The 18,713-nt window shown below is 64.8% G+C and carries 19 protein-coding genes; 10 read left to right on the forward strand and 9 right to left on the reverse strand.

Going from position 1 to position 18,713, the window contains the following annotated elements:
- Positions 1 to 71: 71 nt before the first annotated feature.
- Positions 72 to 1,535 carry a PLP-dependent aminotransferase family protein gene (locus ACP7EG_RS24355; protein WP_426089646.1) on the reverse strand — a complete coding sequence of 488 codons (1,464 nt, stop codon included), beginning with the start codon at positions 1,533 to 1,535 and terminating at the stop codon, positions 72 to 74.
- A gap of 103 nt (positions 1,536 to 1,638) precedes the next feature.
- On the opposite strand from ACP7EG_RS24355, the gene ACP7EG_RS24360 reads away from it, so the two are divergent.
- Both ACP7EG_RS24360 and ACP7EG_RS24365 read left to right on the forward strand, forming a co-directional pair.
- Positions 1,639 to 2,079 carry a carboxymuconolactone decarboxylase family protein gene (locus ACP7EG_RS24360; RefSeq protein ID WP_141168623.1) on the forward strand — a complete coding sequence of 147 codons (441 nt, stop codon included), beginning with the start codon at positions 1,639 to 1,641 and terminating at the stop codon, positions 2,077 to 2,079.
- Positions 2,080 to 2,159: 80 nt separating this feature from the next.
- The gene (locus ACP7EG_RS24365) at positions 2,160 to 2,462 is read left to right on the forward strand and encodes a hypothetical protein (protein WP_071078029.1); all 303 of its coding nucleotides are present in this window, start codon (positions 2,160 to 2,162) and stop codon (positions 2,460 to 2,462) included.
- Positions 2,463 to 2,579: 117 nt separating this feature from the next.
- On the opposite strand, the gene ACP7EG_RS24370 is transcribed toward ACP7EG_RS24365, so the two are convergent.
- On the reverse strand, positions 2,580 to 3,755 hold the full coding sequence (locus ACP7EG_RS24370) for a multidrug effflux MFS transporter (protein WP_426089647.1): 1,176 nt from the start codon (positions 3,753 to 3,755) through the stop codon (positions 2,580 to 2,582).
- 349 nt (positions 3,756 to 4,104) lie between these two features.
- Between ACP7EG_RS24370 and epsC the strand changes: the two genes are divergently transcribed.
- Entirely contained in the window at positions 4,105 to 5,058 is a 954-nt protein-coding gene (gene epsC / locus ACP7EG_RS24375) for a serine O-acetyltransferase EpsC (protein ID WP_426089648.1), read from the forward strand.
- A 79-nt stretch (positions 5,059 to 5,137) separates the two neighbouring features.
- Here epsC and ACP7EG_RS24380 read toward each other — a convergent pair whose 3' ends face one another.
- From ACP7EG_RS24380 to ACP7EG_RS24400, 5 genes are all read right to left on the reverse strand, one after another.
- Positions 5,138 to 5,617, reverse strand: coding sequence for an META domain-containing protein (locus ACP7EG_RS24380; protein WP_099759735.1), 480 nt, complete (start codon positions 5,615 to 5,617; stop codon positions 5,138 to 5,140).
- A 72-nt stretch (positions 5,618 to 5,689) separates the two neighbouring features.
- Entirely contained in the window at positions 5,690 to 6,589 is a 900-nt protein-coding gene (gene bla / locus ACP7EG_RS24385; RefSeq protein ID WP_426089649.1) for a subclass B3 metallo-beta-lactamase, read from the reverse strand.
- A gap of 100 nt (positions 6,590 to 6,689) precedes the next feature.
- Entirely contained in the window at positions 6,690 to 8,081 is a 1,392-nt protein-coding gene (locus ACP7EG_RS24390) for an LLM class flavin-dependent oxidoreductase (RefSeq protein ID WP_426089650.1), read from the reverse strand.
- Between the two features lie 3 nt (positions 8,082 to 8,084).
- Positions 8,085 to 8,912, reverse strand: a complete 828-nt coding sequence (locus ACP7EG_RS24395; RefSeq protein ID WP_426089651.1) for a MetQ/NlpA family ABC transporter substrate-binding protein — start codon at positions 8,910 to 8,912, stop codon at positions 8,085 to 8,087.
- Between the two features lie 21 nt (positions 8,913 to 8,933).
- The gene (locus tag ACP7EG_RS24400) at positions 8,934 to 10,148 is read right to left on the reverse strand and encodes an acyl-CoA dehydrogenase family protein (RefSeq protein ID WP_426089652.1); all 1,215 of its coding nucleotides are present in this window, start codon (positions 10,146 to 10,148) and stop codon (positions 8,934 to 8,936) included.
- A gap of 254 nt (positions 10,149 to 10,402) precedes the next feature.
- Between ACP7EG_RS24400 and ssuE the strand changes: the two genes are divergently transcribed.
- Genes ssuE through ACP7EG_RS24425 form a run of 5 tightly spaced genes read left to right on the forward strand, consistent with a single transcriptional unit; the run spans position 10,403 to position 14,878 of the window.
- Positions 10,403 to 11,023: an NADPH-dependent FMN reductase gene (gene ssuE / locus ACP7EG_RS24405; protein ID WP_426089653.1), complete on the forward strand. Its 621-nt coding sequence runs from the start codon at positions 10,403 to 10,405 to the stop codon at positions 11,021 to 11,023.
- A 24-nt stretch (positions 11,024 to 11,047) separates the two neighbouring features.
- Positions 11,048 to 12,052 carry a sulfonate ABC transporter substrate-binding protein gene (locus tag ACP7EG_RS24410; RefSeq protein ID WP_071078016.1) on the forward strand — a complete coding sequence of 335 codons (1,005 nt, stop codon included), beginning with the start codon at positions 11,048 to 11,050 and terminating at the stop codon, positions 12,050 to 12,052.
- A 12-nt stretch (positions 12,053 to 12,064) separates the two neighbouring features.
- Positions 12,065 to 13,225 carry an FMNH2-dependent alkanesulfonate monooxygenase gene (gene ssuD, locus ACP7EG_RS24415; protein ID WP_096234874.1) on the forward strand — a complete coding sequence of 387 codons (1,161 nt, stop codon included), beginning with the start codon at positions 12,065 to 12,067 and terminating at the stop codon, positions 13,223 to 13,225.
- A 1-nt stretch (position 13,226) separates the two neighbouring features.
- On the forward strand, positions 13,227 to 14,018 hold the full coding sequence (ssuC, locus tag ACP7EG_RS24420) for an aliphatic sulfonate ABC transporter permease SsuC (RefSeq protein ID WP_426089654.1): 792 nt from the start codon (positions 13,227 to 13,229) through the stop codon (positions 14,016 to 14,018).
- 17 nt (positions 14,019 to 14,035) lie between these two features.
- Positions 14,036 to 14,878, forward strand: coding sequence for an ATP-binding cassette domain-containing protein (locus tag ACP7EG_RS24425; protein ID WP_426089655.1), 843 nt, complete (start codon positions 14,036 to 14,038; stop codon positions 14,876 to 14,878).
- Here the strand turns inward: ACP7EG_RS24425 and ACP7EG_RS24430 are convergent.
- A complete protein-coding gene (locus tag ACP7EG_RS24430) occupies positions 14,823 to 15,545 on the reverse strand; it encodes an HAD-IA family hydrolase (protein WP_426089656.1) in 723 nt (240 codons plus the stop codon). The two genes, ACP7EG_RS24425 and ACP7EG_RS24430, sit on opposite strands and share 56 nt — an antisense overlap.
- A gap of 55 nt (positions 15,546 to 15,600) precedes the next feature.
- Positions 15,601 to 16,056 carry an META domain-containing protein gene (locus ACP7EG_RS24435; protein WP_426089657.1) on the reverse strand — a complete coding sequence of 152 codons (456 nt, stop codon included), beginning with the start codon at positions 16,054 to 16,056 and terminating at the stop codon, positions 15,601 to 15,603.
- A 150-nt stretch (positions 16,057 to 16,206) separates the two neighbouring features.
- On the opposite strand from ACP7EG_RS24435, the gene ACP7EG_RS24440 reads away from it, so the two are divergent.
- Together ACP7EG_RS24440 and ACP7EG_RS24445 are read left to right on the forward strand one after the other, a co-directional pair.
- Positions 16,207 to 17,157 carry a hypothetical protein gene (locus tag ACP7EG_RS24440; protein WP_426089658.1) on the forward strand — a complete coding sequence of 317 codons (951 nt, stop codon included), beginning with the start codon at positions 16,207 to 16,209 and terminating at the stop codon, positions 17,155 to 17,157.
- Complete coding sequence (locus tag ACP7EG_RS24445; RefSeq protein WP_426089659.1) at positions 17,154 to 18,626, forward strand: PLP-dependent aminotransferase family protein; 1,473 nt, start codon at positions 17,154 to 17,156, stop codon at positions 18,624 to 18,626. Before ACP7EG_RS24440 ends, ACP7EG_RS24445 begins: the two co-directional genes overlap by 4 nt.
- The last annotated feature ends 87 nt before the right edge of the window (positions 18,627 to 18,713 follow it).

The following is an 18,713-nucleotide window of genomic DNA, read 5'->3' on the forward strand; positions in this document are numbered from 1 at the left end:
GACGCGTGGCGAGCCACGCGACGACGAGCAACGCCGTCCCCGCTTCTGAGGGGCGCCAACAGGGGATGTATTCATCTACTGGGATAGGCTCTACGGGGCAGGGGAGCCATGTCTTGCAGGATCGCCAGCACGCGGGCCAGCGCCGTGTCGATATCGAGCTTGTCGATGGCGCCATAGCCGAGGAACAGGCCTTCGTGGCGGGCGGGGCCATGGTAAAAGCTGGCCAGCGCATACAGGCTGATGTCGGCCAGGCGCGCCCGGCGCAGCAACTCGGCGATATCGAGCGGCGCCTGCGCCAGCGCCGCCACGTGGAAGCCGGCGCTGGCGGGCACCAGGCGGAACCACGGCGACAACGGGCCGTTGAACCAATGCTGCAGCCGTTCGCGCCGTCCCGCATAAATGTCGTGGCAGCGGCGGATGTGGCGCAGCAAATGGCCATCGTCGATGAACTTGGCCAGCGCATGCTGGCCCAGGCTGGCCGTATGGCAATCGCTCAGGTATTTCACCGTCTGCATGGCGGCCACGAGGGCTTGCGGCAGCACCACATAGCCCAGGCGCAATTCCGGCAGCATGATCTTGGAAAAGCTGCCCACGTGCGCCACGACACCATAGCGGTCCATGCTTTGCAGCGCATCCTCGGGCCGGCCTTCATAGCGGAAGGCGCTGTCGTAATCGTCTTCGATGATGATGGCCCCCAACTGCCGGGCACGCTCCAGCAAAGCGTGGCGGCGTGCCATGCTCATCGGCATACCGAGGGGAAATTGATGCGCGGGTGTGACATAGATCAAGCGCGTGCCGTCGGGAATTTGTGCGACGACAAGGCCATCCTCGTCCACTTCCACGCCCACCACGCGCGCGCCCTGGCTGGCGAATACGGCGCGCGCCACCGGGTAGCCGGGTTCTTCCACGGCAACCGTGTCGCCCGGCTCCAGCAGGGTCAGCGCCAGCAAGTGCAAGGCTTGCTGCGCGCCGCTGGTGACAAGTACTTGTTCCTCGGTGCAATGGATGCCGCGGCTGAAGGCGGCATGGCCGGCGATCGCGGCGCGCAAGGCGGGCAAACCTTCCACAGGGCCATAGCGGCCGCGCGCCTGCCCATCCTGGCGCAGCGCGTGCAGCATGCAGGCGCGCCATTCATCTTGCGGGAAGTGCGCGGGCGTGGCGCGTCCGCCGATGAAGGCGTAGCGCGCGGGCGTTTCCTGGCTGGCGCGGCGCAAAGGCGTGGGCGTCGCTTCCCAGCGGGCGATGCGCTGCGCGCTGGCCAGCGGCGTGCTGGCGTGGCGGCGCTGCGGCGAGGCGTGCGGCGTCTGCACGAAGCTGCCCACGCCGACCTTGCCGACCAGCAGCTTTTCATAGCCGAGTTTTTCATACACGTCGGACACCGTCTTGCGCGACAGGCCCAGCTGGCTGGCCAGCAGGCGCGTGGGCGGCAATTGCTGGCCATCCGTCAGGCGGCCCGAGCGAATGGCTGCGCTGAGCTGGCGGTACAGCTGGCCGCCCAGGTCGCGCTTGCCGTCGATCAGGATATGTAATTCCATGGGGTATCTGCTGGTGGTCTGCTGCTTTTTTGGGGGATTGGCCTGCCGCGCGCTGTTGTCGCGCTTCTAGAATAGTGCATCTCTCATCATCAAGGAATGCATCATGACACAGCAACGACTCGATTTTACACAAGCTTCGCCCGACGCCGTCAAGGCCATGTATGCGCTGGAAGCGGCGATTGCCAAGCTGGGCGTGGAACACTCGCTGCTCGAGCTGATCCGCCTGCGCGCCTCGCAAATCAATGGCTGCGCCTTTTGCGTGGATATGCACACGAGCGACGCGCGCAAGGCGGGCGAAACGGAACGCCGCCTGTATGCCGTGTCCGTCTGGCGCGAAACGCCGTTTTTTACGGCGCGCGAGCGGGCCGTGCTGGCCTGGACGGAAGCGCTGACCCTGCTGCCGCAAAGCCAGGCACCCGATGACGTGTATGCGGCGCTGGCGCAGCAATTGACGCCGGCGGAAATGGTCAACGTCACCCTGGCCATCGGCTCCATCAATACCTGGAATCGCCTGGCCGTGGGCTTTCGCAAGATGCCTGAATAAGCTCTTTGTTCGTTCGCGAACAGACGCCTGGCTGGTTCCAGAGTAGGCTGGCAGGATGATTGATCAGCCAGGGAGCAGCCATGCAAGTACATATCGGGGAAGGCGCCGAAAAGACGCCGCAGCAAGAGGAAGAAGCGCGCCGCGAATTCATCGCCGAACTGTGGCGGCGCTTTGAAACCTTGCAGGAATGGGCCGTCAGCCACTGGCCCGACCAGCAACATCCCTTGAGTTCTGCCGACTTCGTCGAGACGCGTAAGGAGATTTTGAGTTTGCGTTCGCCGGCGGGGTCGTTGAACCAGCCAGCCGCGCGCGATGCGGCGGAGCCGGCCCCGGAGCAGGGCGGGGCGCAGTATGTCGATGTGACGCCAGCGCCGTGGCCGTAATCGTGGCTGTATATTGCTCGTAGGTCGGATTAGCGGGGCCGCCGAGGCGCTTGCGCGTAATCCGACGTCTGTCGCCAACAATGTTGTCGGATTACGGCCCTCCGGGCCTAATCCGACCTACGCTTCTGCCTTACCTTGCGCAAACACCCAGCAAATCAAACTCACCAGCAGTCCCGCCATCACGCCATACGCCAGGTTCAGGGCGCTGTCGAACAGCAGCGGCGCCACCAGGCCCGAGACAAGCGCGAACAGCAGCATCTGGATGAACGATTGCATCGACGAGGCCAGGCCGCTGTTGTTGGGGAAGTGGTTCAGCGCCATCAGGGTCATCGGTGGCATGGCGATCGACAGGGCGAACGAGTAGAAGAACAGGGGCAGCACGGCCCACGGCACTTCGGCGGCAAAGAAGTAGTTATAGCCGATGTTGGCCAGGGCGGCGACCAGCATCAAGATGAAGCCGGCCCAGATCATCTGGCGCTGGCTATAGCGGTGGGCGATTTTCGCCGACAGGGCCGAACCGAACACCATGCCGCTAATTAAGGGAATGAACAGCCAGGCGAACGCCGTCTCCGGCAAATGCAGGATGTTGATGATGAAGTAGGCGGCCGAGCCGATGTACAGGGCGAAGCCGCCGAAGGCGGCGCCGATGGCCGTCGACAGCAGCAGGAACTGGCGGTGGCACAGCACTTTCCAGTAATTGACGGCGATGTCGCCCAGGTGGAAGGCGTGGCGCTGTTCCTTCGGCAGGCTTTCCGGCAGCGCGCGCCAGACGACGATGAACATCAGCACGCCGAAGGCCGTGAGGAACCAGAAAATCCAGCGCCAGCCCAGGCTTACCTGCAGCCAGCCGCCCAGCACGGGCGCGATGGCTGGCGCCAGCGCGAACACCATCATTATGTGCGAGAGGATTTTTTGCGCGGCGGCGCCTGAATAGCGGTCTTGCACGATGGCGCGGCCGATGACGGAACCGGCGCCCGCCGCCAGTCCTTGCAGCACGCGCCAGGCCAGCAGCCAGCCCATCGACGGCGCCAGCGCTGCGCCCACGGAAGCGATCACATACAGCACCAGCGAGACGAGAATCACGGGACGGCGGCCGAACGAATCGGACAGGGTGCCGTAAAACAGCATCATGAAGGCGAACGTGAACAGGAAAAAGCTCAGGGTCTGCTGCACCAGCAGGGGGCTGGCATTGAAATCTTGCACGATGGCGGGGAAAGACGGCAGATAGGTGTCAATTGCCAGCGGTCCGACCATCGCCAGGCCGGCCAAAATCCAGGTTAATAATTTAGTCATGTTAAAGAGTGTTTTTGTTAGTCCGTCATTTTACGCTAAGTAATCCTCAGGAAATTATTGTGAATTTATGACGAACAGAACCGGATGCTATGCAAGGCGCGCGCTGCGACGCAGTGCGAGCACTGCTAGCAGCGGGCAACGCCGCAGAGCGCCGGTTATGGAAGTCAGAAATCACAATAATTTATTGGGGGTTACTTAGTGACTGGAATCGGGTTTGGCGCGGGCTTTGTTGGTCATCGATATACGTTTTTCGCATATCAAAGCTCGCAATTCTTCGTTGGCTTTGCTTGTCTGCGCCGTTAAGCTGGGGCGACCCGGCCTGTTTGCCATTTTCTGGAAGTGATACGACATGCACAGCATTTATCCCGCAGCGCCCGCCGACGACACGGCCCAGTGGAACCTGGGGCCCGTGATCCAGGCCTTGCGCACCTCGCGCGAAGACAAGCACAAGATCCGCCATAACGGCAGGGTGCGCGAACTGCCGTCGCGCGAAGCGCTGACCACCATCGTCAACGGCCTGTCGGCAGCGCTGTTCCCCACGCATTACGGGCGGCCCAACCTGACGGATGAAAGCATCGACTATTTTGTCGGCGACACGCTCAACACCACCCTGAACCGCCTCAGTGAACAGGTACGGCGCGGCCTGCTGTTCTCCGCTCCGGCTCACGCCGTACCGGCCGGCGATGAGGGGGATGGCGCCAGCGACGATGCGGCCCTGGCGCAGCAGGCGCGCGACATCACGCGCGCCTTTGCCGCCAGCCTGCCCGATATCCGCGCCTTGCTGGTGTCGGACGTGCAGGCCGCCTACGCGGGCGACCCGGCCGCCACTTCGGTGGCTGAAATCATGCTGTGCTATCCGGGCACCATCGCCATTTTGTATCACCGCCTGGCGCACCGCTTGCATGCGCTGGGTGCGCCGTTCCTGGCGCGTCTGATCGCCGACATCGCGCACACGCTGACGGGCATCGATATCCACCCGGGCGCGCACATCGGCGCGTCTTTCTTCATCGACCATGGCACGGGCGTGGTGATCGGCGAGACGGCCATCATCGGCCAGCGCGTGCGCCTGTACCAGGCCGTCACCTTGGGCGCCAAGCGTTTTCCGGCTGATGCAAGCGGCGCGCTGATCAAGGGCACGCCGCGCCATCCCATCGTCGAGGACGACGTGGTCATCTACGCGGGCGCGACCGTGCTGGGGCGCATCACCATCGGCGCGGGATCGACCATCGGGGGGAATGTGTGGCTGACGCAAAGCGTGCCACCTGAGAGTAATGTATCGCAGGCGCAGATGCGCAACGACTAGGTGCGGCGGAAGGAAAAGTTAACCCAGATAAGGCCGGGGTCGTACCCTGAGGGTACGACCCCGGTATTTGCGGTTGGGCTTACTTCACCGTCAGTGCTTCATAGCGCGCCACGGGCACGCCATCTTTCAGCAGCAGCAATTCCTGGTCGGCGTAGCGGTAGCCATTGACTTCGCCCAGGGTGGTCAGGAGCAGGCGTTCGAGGTCCATGTCCTGCGGCTGGCACATCATCATGGTGCCGGCCATCTGCCCAAAGTTCAAGGTGCTGATGCCATCGCTGGTGTAGCCGCCCATCATCTGGTTGCAGCCGCTGTGGCCACTGGCGCGGCCTTCGGCCAGCTGCAGGGTCACTTCGCGCTGTTCAGGCGCCTTGCGCACCACTTGCTTACCCTTCAATTCCTTCAGCTTCCACTGCGTGCCCGTCAGCTTGGGCGCTGGCTTGGCGGGCGAGGTGGCGCCTGGCGCGGCGGCGGCAGCGTCGCTGCGCACGGGCGTTTGCGCACAGCCGGCGGTGATGGCGACGATGGCGGCGAGGGGAATCAGTCTGGCGAGTGTGAACATGGCAATCCTTCTTCAAATGAATGGCGCCAGCGTAGCAGATTGGCGCCACGCCAGCGTGCACGGTTGAAAAGCCTACCGCTCCTGTTCCAGGCGAGAGTCGAGCAAGGTGCGCGCCGCCGCCACATAGGCGTGGCAGGCCTGCGGGTCGACGAACGCATCGCTGCCGGACGTGGCGCTCGCTTCTTGCCGCTCCCACAATTGCGAGGCTTCCGGATGCGCCGAAATGAGCACGTCGCAGGGCAGTTTTTCCAGCGTTTCGAAGCTGTGGCGCAAGTCCGTCACCGCGTTTGGATACTCGCTGCTGGCGCTGAACTTGAAGCCGGGCCGCGAGACGGCGTTGAGGCTATCCGCGTAGACCATGTTCAGGCAGCGGGGGCCGTCGCACGATTGCCACGTCCAGCTCAGGCCACCGGGCGTGTGGCCCGGCGTGGCATGTGCCGTCAGCTTGACGGGGCCGACATTGAAATGGCCACCATCGCGCGCCAGGCGCATGTCCTTCACGGGCGGGTACTTGGGCAGCGCATGGTATTGCGGATCGTCCGGCCCCACTTCGCCCGACGCCAGGTCCAGCGCCGCCGACGGGCTGGCGGCCACCAGCGCATTGCTGCGTCGCTGCAGTTCGGCCAGGCCGCCCGCATGGTCGATGTGGCCGTGCGAATTGAGGATCAGCTTGACGTCCTCGATGCGAAAGCCCAGGGTGGCGATATTGGCGATGATCTTGGGCGCCGATTCCGGCAAGCCGCCGTCGATCAGCACGTGGCCCTTCGGCGACGTCACCAGCACGGAACTGAGGCCTTTCACGCCCACATAATAGGTATTGCCGAAGATGCGGAACGGCGCCTGGTCGGCATTCCAGGTGGCGCAGACGTCGCAGCCCGGCGTCGGCGGCGTGGCTGGCGCCTGCGCCCATGCCAGGCAGCCATGGCCTGCCAGCAGCGCCAGTACCAGCGCGCGTGTAAGAGTGAGGGGCATTGCAATCCTTATCCGTGTTGCCAAGGTGGCGTATGCTGACACGGAACGGGGCTGGACGCAAACGCATCCTTGCATGCAGAGCTGCTGGCGAAGCGGGTGTTCAGGCCGCAGCCAGGGTGGCGCTGCCGGGTGCGATGCTGACCTGCCGGCCCGCGTGGCTGGCGGGCAGGCGCGGGCCCTGGCCGAAGACCTTGTGGCGCAAGCTGCCTTCCTCGTAATGGGTGCGATAACGGCCGCGCCGCTGCAGTTCCGGCACGATGTGGGCCACCACGTCGGCCATGCTGTCGTGGGCCACGGCGAAGGCCAGATTGAAGCCGTCGATGCCCGTTTCGTCCAGCCAGCTTTCCAGCTGGTCAGCCACCTGGCGCGCATCGCCCACCAGCACCGGGCCGCGCCCGCCCAGGCCGATGTATTCGGCCGCCTCGCGCACCGTCCACTTGCGGTCCGGGTCGGCCTGGCTGAACGACGCCAGCGCCGAGCGCCCGGCCGGGGAATCGATGTAGTCGATGGTGGCGTCGAGCGGGTAGCGGCTGAAATCGACGCCCGTCCATCCCGACAGCAGCACCAGCGCCGCCTCGATATTCACGTGGCGCAGGTAGTCGGCGTGCTTGGCGCGCGCCTCTTCTTCCGTGGCGCCCGTGATGACCAGCGCCTGCGCGTAGATCAGCAGCGCATCGCCATCGCGCCCGCTTTGCCGCACGGCGGCGCGCAAGTCGTCGGCGTAACGCTTGACCACCGTTTTGCTGGGACCACTGACAAAAGTCGCTTCCGCATGGCGCGCCGCAAAGCGCGTGCCGCGCGGCGAGGTGCCCGCCTGGTATAGCAAGGGCGTGCGCTGCGGCGACGGCTCGCACAAATGGATGCCGGGCACCTGGTAGTGGCGCCCGGCATGGTTGATCGGATGTACCTTGGCCGGATCGGCGTAGATGCCGCGCGCCTTGTCGTTGACGACGGCGTCGTCGTCCCAGCTCTTCTCCCACAGCTTGTAGACGACGTCGAGATATTCGTCGGCCAGGTCGTAGCGCTCGTCGTGACCCAGTTGCTGCTGTAAACCCAGGTTGCGCGCCGCGCTGTCTAAATAGCCGGTGACGATATTCCAGCCGATGCGCCCCCCCGTCAGATGGTCGAGGGTGGAAATGCGCCGTGCGAACGTGTATGGATGCTCGTAGGTGAGGGCGCAGGTGACGCCGAAACCCAGGTGGGTGGTGGCTTGCGCCATGATGGGCACGAGGGCCAGAGGATCGTTCAGCGGCACCTGCACGCCGTGTTCCAGGGCCGCATCGAGGCTGCCCCGGTACACGTCATACACGCCCAGCACGTCGGCAAGAAACACCGCGTCGAACAGGCCCGCTTCCAGCAGCCGCGCCAGCTCCGTCCAGTGTCCGGGGTCGGTATAGCGGTGGCTGCGGTCGCGCGCATGCGTCCACAGTCCCGGCGACTGGTGGCCGACGGTATTCATCTGGAAGGCGTTGAAGCGTATCGTCTTTGCCATGGCTTATTTTGCCGCCGTCTGCAAGGCTTGCTGGTAGTCGGGTTTCGAATAGCCGGCAAAGTGTTTATTCGTGATGTCGAGGAATTCGCGCGAGCGGTAGGCGGCCGCCAGGTCTTTCGCGAACTGCTTGTCCTTGTCCGCCGTGCGGATGGCTACCAGGTTGATGTAGTTGGGCGAGATCTTCTCGGCCACCAGCGCCTCCGTCAGTTTCAGTCCCGACGCCAGCGCGTAATTGCCGTTGATGAAGGAGTAGTCGGTGTCGCCCAGCGAGCGTGGCAGCTGCGCCGCTTCCAGCGGCAGCAGCTTGATTTTCTTCGTGTTGACGGCGATATCCTTTTCCGACGCGCGCACGGGGTCGAAACTGGCGCGCAGCTTGATCCAGCCTAGCTGGTCGAGCAGCACCAGCGCGCGTGCCTGGTTGGTCGGATCGTTCGGCAAGCCCACGGTCGTGCCTTCCTTCACATCGTCCAGGGTCTTGTGCTTCTTGCTGTAGATGGCGATCGGCGCCGTGGGTATCGTAATCAGGTCCGTCAGCGCCAGCTTGTGTTCCAGCGCGAATTTCTTCAGGTAGACGATATGCTGGAAGACGTTGGCGTCCAGGGAACCCTCGGCCAGCGCGAAGTTCGGCTGGATGTAGTCGTTGAACTCGACCAGCTTGACCTTATAGCCCTGTTTTTCCAGGATAGGCTTGATGCCCAGCTTGATCTGGTCCGCGTACGGCCCGGCGCTGGTGCCGATGGTGATTTCTTTCGGGTCCTTGGCGTGGACAAAGCTGCTGGCCAGGGCCAGGGTCAGGGCGGTGAGGAGGATGCTGCGGCGGGCGATGGTCATGTTGGCTCCTTGGTGGGTGAATTATGAATACGCCGTCGGCTCGGGCACGGTGCCGTTCAAGGCAAAGCGTCCCAGGTCGCGCAGCTTGTAGTCGATGGGGTCGTGCAGCGTATGCACGCGCACGTTGCGCCAGTAGCGGTCGAAGCCATATTGGGCCGAAGTGGAACGGGCGCCCGTCAGTTCGAACATCTGGCTGCTGATTTCGAGTCCCGCCTTGTGCGCCAGGCACTTGGCTTCGGCCACGGCCACGGCCAGCAAGCCCCGTTCGCGCGCCGTCACCAGCGCGCCCTTGCGGAACACCTTTTCCAGTTCCTGCGCCGCGCCGTCAGCCAGCACTTGCGCGGGGCGCAGCAAGAGCCACAGCTGGCCGTAGCGGTGCTGGATCAAGGGATCCTCCGTTGCCTTGGCTACGCCCGAGGCAAACCAGGCTTTCGCCTGCTCGTCCGTGTAGCGGCGCGCCGCCTCGAACGCGCCTTCGGCGATACCCAGATAGAGGTTGCACATGATCAGCTGCGCGATCTGCGAGCGCACGGTCGCTTGCGGCGTGGCGGCCTGCGCGGGCGCCTGCAGCACCAGCTCGTGGGGCAGGGCGACCGCCTGGAAATGCACATTGCCGCTGTCCGTCTGGCGCTGGCCGAAGGCGTCCCAGTCCGCCTGCACGCTCACGCCATCCTGGCGCGTGGGCAGGGCGGCGATCAGCGCCGTCTGCGTGGGCGCGTGCCAGGCCGAGACGGTCAGCCAGTCGGAACCGACCGAGCCGGAAGAAAAGCTCTTGATGCCATCGAGGATAAAGCCACTGTTGGTGTCGCTGGCCGTGACTCGCTTGTCGAGGGGATTCAAGGCATTGCCCCAGAACAGGCGCTCGTCGACGGTCAGGGTGAGCAGGCGGCGCTGCTGTTGCGCGCTGCCATACAGCTGCAGGCCGGCCAGCTGCAAATGGTGGAAGCCGAAGACATGCGCCAGTGCGCTGTCGGCGCGCGCCAGGATGCGGATCACCTGGTACACGAGGGGCCACGACGCGCCCTGGCCGCCGAATTCCACGGGGATCGACAAGGTGAGCAGACCCGACTCGCGCAGCCATTCACGCTCCTGCGCCGCATGGCCGCCGGCCTGGTCGCGGGCATTCGCCGTTTCGGCCAGGCGCGCGGCCAGCTTTGTTGCGATGCGGATGGCGTCCTGCAAGGGTTCCGGCACGGGCGACTGGGGAAGGGCTGCATGGAGTAAAGCGCTAGACATGAGTGACATTCCAGAAAGACGATGAGGCCGATATTGCACCGCCAGGCGCGTGCCGTACACGAAGAAAACCGCGCATGGATATGCGAAAAAAGCCGCGCGGGGAGCGGCGCCTTCGCTTGCGGGGCGTCAGCCCCGGATAGTCAAAAAACGCATATCGAAGCGCGAAAGCATTCGTTTTACCCGGCTGATGATGGCGATAGGCTGCAAGCATCCGAGCAGATCCACTTTCGACAACCTACAGGGACGGGCATCACATGAGCATCTTGTTATTGGGCGGTAGCCCCCAGCTACCATCGAGTTCCAGCCGCTTGCTGCTGCATATCGGCGAACAGCTGGCGCTGCAGGGTCACAGCTACGCCAAGCTGCATGTGCGCGACCTGCCGGCGCGTGCCCTGCTGCTGGCCGACTACGACGACGCGGCGATTGCCCGCGCCGTGCGCGCCGTGGCCGACGCCGACGCCATCGTGATCGCCACGCCCATCTACAAGGCCGCGTATACAGGGTTGCTGAAAGCCTTCCTCGACCTGTTGCCGCAAGATGGCCTGGCCGGCAAGCTGGTGCTGCCGCTGGCCACGGGCGGCGGCCACGCCCACACCCTGGCGCTCGACTATGCGCTGCGTCCCGTGCTGCATGCGCTGGGCGCCAAGCAGGTGTTCACCAGCATCTACGCCAATGCGCAGCAGCTTGCGTGGCACGAAGAGAGGGGCCTGAGCCTGGACGCGCCGATTGCCGCACGCGTATTGGCCGGCATCGAGGAACTCTCCACCGGCCTGTTCTTGCTGCAGGGCCGGCGTCCGCCCGCGCCTGCAGAGGTTCCGCATCCCGTGCGTTCGCTGCAAGACCAGCCGTACGCCCCGCAATTTCAAGCCGCCTGATTATTTACCGACCAAGGAAGCACCATGACATACCGCCACGCACAACGACTCTCGCGCCGTACCACTTTGGGCTTGCTGTTTGCCGCTGCCGCCGGCGTGATGGCGGCCGGCATGCCGGCCGCGGCCCTCGCGCAGGCCAAGGGAGAGGTCCAGGTGCGTATTGGTTATCAGAAATACGGCACCCTGACCCTGCTGAAAGGGCGCGGCACGCTGGAAAAACGCCTGGCCGAGCAGGGTGTGGGCGTGAAATGGACGGAGTTCCCGGCCGGCCCCGTGTTGCTGGAAGGCCTGAACGTGGGCAGCATCGATTTCGGCACCGTGGGCGAGGCGCCACCGATCTTTGCGCAGGCAGCCGGCGCCAACCTGGTGTATGTCGGCAATGAACCGGCGTCGCCGGCCAGCGAAGCCATCGTCGTGCCCAAGGGTTCCGGCCTGCGCACCCTGGCCGATTTGAAGGGCAAGAAAATCGCCCTGAACAAGGGCTCGAACGTGCATTACCTGCTGTTGAAAGCACTGGAAAAGGCGGGTGTCGCGTATGCCGACATCCAGCCCGTGTTCCTGCCGCCGGCCGATGCGCGCGCCGCCTTCGAGCGGGGCAGCGTAGATGCCTGGGCCATCTGGGACCCGTTCCTGGCGGCCGCCGAAAAGCAGCTGGGCGCGCGCGTGCTGGCCGATGGCAAGGGGTTGGTGGCGAACTACCAGTTTTATCTGGCCTCGCGCACGTATGCGGAAAAAAATCCCGAGATTCTGCGCATCGTGCTCGACGAAGTGGCCAAGGTCGATGACTGGGGCCGCAACAACCCGGACGAAGTGGCGACGATTTTGTCGGCGCAGACGGGTCTGAGCAAGGAGGTGGTGGCGCTGGCCGCCTCGCGCTATGCGTATGGCGTCAAACCCGTGTCGGTCGACGTCATCGCTTCGCAGCAAAGGGTGGCGGACGCGTTTTCCAGCCTGAAGCTGATTCCCAAACCGATCGTTGTCAAGGACGCGCTGCTGCCGGCGCGCCAGCTGGCCACCAGCGCAAAATAAGGAACAAATATCATGTCATTGAATGTCTTCTGGTTCATCCCCACCCACGGCGACAGCCGCTACCTGGGCACGTCGCAGGGCGCACGCCCCGTTGATGCCGATTATTTGCGCCAGGTGGCCGTAGCCGCCGATACGCTGGGCTACGACGGCGTGCTGCTGCCCACAGGCCGCTCCTGCGAAGATGCGTGGGTGGTGGCGTCGTCCCTGATCAGCGTTACGCAAAAGCTGAAATTCCTGGTCGCCGTGCGGCCGGGACTGTCCACGCCGGGCCTGGCCGTGCGCATGGCGTCCACGTTTGACCGCCTGTCGAACGGGCGCCTCCTGATCAACGTCGTCACGGGCGGCGACCAGGGCGAGCTGGAAGCGGACGGCCTGTTTGCCGACCATGCCAAGCGCTATGAAATCTCCGATGAATTCATCAAGGTCTGGCGCGCCACCCTGGCCGGCGAGGGCGGCGCGGCCGGCTACGATTTCGAGGGCAAGCATATCCAGGTGAAGGGCGCGAAAACCCTGTACCCGCCCGTGCAGAAACCGTATCCGCCGCTGTATTTCGGCGGCTCGTCGGAGCCCGCGCATGAACTGGCGGCCGAGCAGATGGACGTGTACCTGACGTGGGGCGAGCCACCTGCCGCCGTGGCGGAAAAGATCGCGGACATCCGCGCCCGCGCGGCAAAAAAAGGTCGCACAGTCCGGTTTGGCATCCGATTGCACGTGATCGTGCGCGAAACGAACGAGGCGGCCTGGCGCGCGGCCGATGAATTGATCAGCCACCTGGACGACGACATCATCGCCAAGGCGCAGGCGGCATTCGGCAAGATGGATTCCGTGGGCCAGCAGCGCATGGCGGCCCTGCATGGCGGACGGCGCGACAAGCTCGAAGTGTCGCCGAACCTGTGGGCCGGCGTGGGCCTGGTGCGCGGCGGCGCAGGCACGGCTCTGGTGGGCGACGGCCCGACGGTGGTGGCGCGCATGCAGGAATACGCGGACCTGGGCATCGACACCTTCATTTTCTCGGGCTACCCGCACCTGGAAGAAGCGTACCGCTTCGCCGAGCTGGTGTTCCCGTTGCTGGGCAAGGGCAAGGCCGTGGGTGAGCAGTCACTGACGGGGCCTTTCGGCGAAGTCATGGCCAGCAATATCGTGCCGGCCGCGCCGCAGAAAAAGGCAGCCTGAGATGGCGACGGCCACCGTCAAGCATCCGCCCGGCACGTCATGGCGCAATGCATTGGCGCCGTGGGCCTTGCCCGTGGCGCTGCTGCTGGCCTGGCAGCTGGCCGCGCAGTGGGGCTGGCTGTCGAGCCGCATCCTGCCCGAACCGTGGGCCGTGGCGAAGGCTTTCTGGCACCTGGCCGTGTCGGGCGAATTGTGGCTGCACCTGAAAACGAGTTTGTGGCGCGCCACGGTCGGTTTCGTCATTGGCGCGGGACTGGGTTTGCTGCTGGGCCTATTGACGGGCAGCTTCCGCCACGCGGAAACCCTGCTCGACACGACATTGCAAATGGTGCGCAATATCCCGGCGCTGGCCCTGATCCCGCTGGTGATCCTGTGGTTCGGCATCGACGAGACGGCCAAGCTCTTTCTGCTGGCCGTCGGCGTCTTCTTCCCCGTCTACCTGAACACCTTCCACGGCATTCGCTCGGCCGATCAGGGCTTGATCGAAATGGCGAAAAGCTATGGCTTGTCCGGCTGGCCCTTGTACCGCGACGTGATCCTGCCGGCCGCCATGCCCTCCATCCTGGTGGGCGTGCGCTTCTCGCTGGGTCTCGTGTGGGTGCTGCTGATCGTTGCCGAAACCATCTCGGCGCAGGCCGGCATCGGCTACATGACCATGAATGCGCGCGAATTCCTGCAAACGGACGTGGTGCTGGTGGGGATACTGCTGTACGCCTTGCTGGGCAAGCTGGCCGATTTATTCTCGCGGGGGTTGGAACGCCACTGCCTGCGCTGGAATCCCGCCTACCGATAATGAGGAAAGAAAAAACCATGCTGCTCGCCCCCATCCAGATCGAAACGGATTTTTTGTCGCACTTCGTGCAATACGATCCCGCCAGCGCGCCGCCGCAAGCCAAGGTCGCGCCGCAAGCTCCTTTGGCGCGCCGCGGCGTGCCTTTGGAACTGACGCAATTGAGCAAGGCGTATGGCGAACGCCCGGTCCTGAACAACGTCGACCTGCAGCTGGAAGCGGGTGAGTTCGTCGCCATCGTGGGACGCAGCGGCTGTGGCAAGAGCACCTTGCTGCGCTCGATCGCGGGCCTGGAAAGCATCGATGAAGGCAAGATCGCCGTCGGCAGCGGCGTGGGCGCGCCCGATATCCGCATCATGTTCCAGGAATCGCGTTTGCTGCCGTGGAAGACGGTGCTCGACAACGTGGCCCTGGGTTTGCCCCGCTCCGTCGGCGCGGCGGCCGCCTCGCTGTGGACGGTGGGCCTGGCCGAACGCGCCGACGACTGGCCGGCGGCCTTGTCGGGCGGCCAGAAGCAGCGCGTGGCGCTGGCGCGCGCCCTCGTGCACGAACCGCAATTGCTGCTGCTTGACGAGCCCTTGGGGGCGCTCGACGCGCTGACGCGCATCGAGATGCAGCAGCTGATCGAGTCGCTGTGGCTGGCGCGGGGTTTTACGGCCGTGCTGGTGACGCACGATGTGGCCGAAGCGGTGGCCCTGGCCGACCGGGTGCTGCTGATCGAGGATGGGCGGATTACCCTGGACGTGCAGGTGGACTTGCCGCGCCCCCGCCAGCGCGGCCATGCGGCTTTTGCCGCGCTGGAGCAGACTATTTTGTCGCGGGTACTGCAACCGCAGGGTCGGACAACTGCGCCAGCACAATGAACCCATCCGCATCGACGGTCGCCACGATGCTCTCATAGCTGTCGATGGCCGGGTGGCGCGTGACCAGCGGGTGCGCATGCGTGGCGGTGACGACGATGACCTTCGCGCCGGCCGCTTCGCCCGCCTCGATGCCGACCGAGGCGTCTTCGAACACCAGGCAGTCAAAGGGTGCCACACCCAGTTTTTCCGCCGCCAGCAGGTAGCAATCGGGTTTCGGCTTGCCGGCCTTGACGTCTTCCGCCGTCACCATGATGGCGGGAATGGGCATGCCGGCCGCCTTCAGGCGCGCCGTCGCCAGCGCGCGCGGCGCCGACGTAACGATGGCCCATTGCGCGGGCGGCAGCGACTGTAAAAAGCGCAGCGCGCCCTGGACTTCAATAATTCCTTCCACATCGATGATTTCCGCATCCGTGATGCCCTGCGATTCGCGCTGCGCGTCAACGCCGGGCAGGCGCAGTTTGGCGATGGTGTCGACCGAGCGCGCACCGTGGATGGTGGGCAGGAAGGTTGCCACGTCGAGGCCCTGGCGCTGCGCCCAGGTGCCCCAGATGCGTTCGGCGGCGGCGATGGAATTGATGACGGTGCCGTCCATGTCAAACAGAAAAGCCCGGTAGCGGCCGGCGGCCGATGGCATTGATGGAGACGGCGGCGAGGGTAGTGCGGACATGGCTTCCTTCCGGATGATGGGCTGGAAGCCATTGTAACGGCAGTCGATTTTTATTTCACAGGTAGACCGATTCAAAGCGGGCCACGGGCGCGCCATCCTTGAGCAGGATCAGCTTCTCGCCCTCAAGCTGGTAGCCCGTCACCCTGTTCAAATTGGCCAGTACCGCGCTTTCCAGCTGCATCAGGGGCGGCGGGCAGGCCATGCGCGTGCCAGCCAGTTGCGTGAAACGTAGGGCATTGCCGGCCAGCGTGTAGCCGCCCATCACGCGGTTGCAGCCCGTGAAACCGTGGACCTTGCCATCGTCGGTGAGGGTGATGCGCACTTCGCGCTCCTGTTCCGGCGCCATCGTCACGGGGGCGCCATCGAGTTGCGTCAGCTTCCAGTAGGTATTCGTCAGGCTGGCCTGCGGCGCCAGGCCGGTGTCCGGCTTGGCGCTGTCGGACGTGGTGGCGCAGCCGCCGGCCATGGCGATGGCGGCGGCGAGGGACAGGTATTTCAGGTGATGCAGCATGGGAGGCTCCTGTTCATGGGGGAATAGTCGCCAGACTAGCAGTTTTTCCGTGCCTGCCCGCGTACGGTAGCGGCGATTGTTTTCATTTTGCCAGCCTTGGCATTACACTCATGCTTTCTGCTGTTTCAACTTTATCGGGGAGCCGGGCCGATGCTGCAAGCGCAAGCGCTGGATAATCGACTGGTCGCCACCAGTGCCGACGACGTGCTGGTCGACCGCATCGTGCCCGGCGCGCCGCTGGTGATCGCCTTCGGCTTCGTCTCGTGGACCTCGCGTCCCGCCTTCGATTTTTATGGACGCCTGAGAAAACTGGAGCAGGTCAGCGGGCAGCCGCTGAACAAAATCCTCGTGCGCGATTCGGGCAATGCCTGGTATCACCGCCAGATCGCGGGCCTGGGTAATCACGTGGATGAAACGGCGCAGGCCCTGCGCGAGCTGGTGAACCGCATTGCGCCAAGCCAGCTCACTACCCTCGGCCAGTCCATGGGCGCGTATGCGGCCGTCATGTTTGGCTTGCTGCTCGATGCGCAGCAGATCGTCGCCTTTGGCCCTTTGTCCTTCCTCGACGTGCAGCAGGCGCGTTTGTACCATGAGCTGCGCTGGCTGCCCGTGATGGAGTCGCTGGCGCAAGACCCGCCGCTCTCGGGGTACTATGACCTGGCGGCCCTGTGCCGCGCCAGGGCGACCGAGCATACGCAGCTGCACCTGGTGTTCGGCACGCGGCCCGACGCTGCTAACCTTGGCGCCAGCGCCAGCGCCAGCGAATCGGTGAATCTCGACGCCATGCACGCGCAGCGCCTGGCCGCCTTCGGCCGCTGCACCCTGCATCCGTTTCCCCATTCGGGCCACGCGGTGGTGCAGCACCTGATCGACACAAAACGGATCAACGGCTTGCTGGCCAGCTGCATACTCGGTCTCACGCTGGAAGATGAACCGATGCCGGAGATCGGCGCCGCCTGGCAGGACTGGGTGGCGGAAAACCTGCGTTTGGGCTGCGCTCGCGAACAGCTGGTGGCGGTGCTGCAGCAGCACGGCTTTTCGCACGCCAGCAGCATGGCGGCCGTGGCTGCCGTTGCTGCCGCCCGCGCCAAGATCATATGACGGCGCAGTTCGAACTCGACACCCTGAAAATCCGCCTCGCCGCTCCTGAACTGGCGGCGCTCGACTTGCGCGTGCGCGTGCAGCGCGCGCTGCGCCAGTTGATACTCGATGGCGTGCTGGCGCGTGGCCTGCGCCTGCCGGCCACGCGCGCGCTGGCGCAATCGCTGGGCGTGTCGCGCGACACGGTGGAAATGGCATATGCACAGCTGCGCCTGGACGGGTATATCCAGCGGCAGACGGGATCGGGCAGTTTTGTCTCGCCGACGATAGGCGCGAGCTTGCTGGGCAAGCCTGCGGCTGCGCTGCCGCCCTTGTCCGCGCAGCCGGTGGCCCTCAGCGCGCGCGGTGCGCAGATTCTCGCCAGCGGCGGCGTGGCCGACCAGCAGAGCGTCAAAGCTTTCGCCACGGGCTTGCCGGAAACGCGCGCCTTTCCGCTCGATGTGTGGGAACGCTTGCGGCGCCAGGCGGCCAGCAGCGAACACCATGTGCTGCTGCACGGCGACCCGCAAGGTGCCGCGCCGCTGCGGCAAGCCATCGCCGACTATGTGAATCTGGAGCGGGGCGCGCGGGCCACGGCGGATCAGGTGCTGGTCTTGAGCAGCACGCGCCAGGCGCTGTACCTGTGCGCGCAAGTGCTGGCCGATGCGCATGGCCCGATATTGATGGAAGATCCCGGCTATTTTGGTGCGCGCAAGGCCTTCGAAATGGCGCAATTGCAGGTCGTGCCCGTGCCTGTCGACGCGCAGGGCTTGTCCATCGAACACCTGCGGGCGGACCGCAGCGGGGCCAACACGATTTACGTCACGCCGTCGCATCAATACCCGACGGGCGTCACGCTGGCGCTCGAGCGCCGCTTCGCGCTGACGGCCTGGGCCGCCGAGCGCCAGGGCTGGATCATCGAGGACGACTACGACAGCCAGTTTCACTATGCGGGCTTGCCGACGGCTTGCGTGCAGGGGCTAGACATGCAGCAGCGCACGATTTACCTGGGCACCTTCGCCAAGTCGCTGTATCCGGGCCTGCGCATCGGCTACATGGTGCTGCCGCCCGCGCTGGTGAAACCGATGACGTATGCGCGCAGCATCCTCGATGGCCATACGCCGCAACTGGACCAGCTGACACTGGCCCGTTTCATCGCCGATGGCCATTTCGCGGCCCATGTGCGCGCCATGCGCAAGGTCTACGCCGTGCGCCGCGACGCGATGGCGCAGGCCGTGCAGCGGCACTTGCCGCACGTGGTCACGGCGCAGCTGCCGCCGGGCGGCTTGCAACTGCCTTGCTTGCTGCATGAGGGCAGGGACGAGCTGGACACGATACGGCAGGCGGCGCGGGCGGGTCTCGTGCTGCCGGGCCTGAGCCGGCTATATGCGAGGCCGCCGGCGCGCGGCGGCTGGCTGCTGGGCTTTGCGGCCTTGAGCCCGCACGAGATCGAAAGCGGCATCGTCCGCCTGGCGCGCGCGCTGGGATAAATGTGTCAAAGCGGTCTGTTGTTTGTTAATAAATTGGCCTGCTTTGGCAGGCCATGTGGCCATTAATATGCTCCCTTTCAATGGCAG

Origin of the sequence: Janthinobacterium sp. PSPC1-1 (genome assembly GCF_049897625.1) — a bacterium.
Lineage (GTDB): Bacteria > Pseudomonadota > Gammaproteobacteria > Burkholderiales > Burkholderiaceae_D > Janthinobacterium > Janthinobacterium tructae.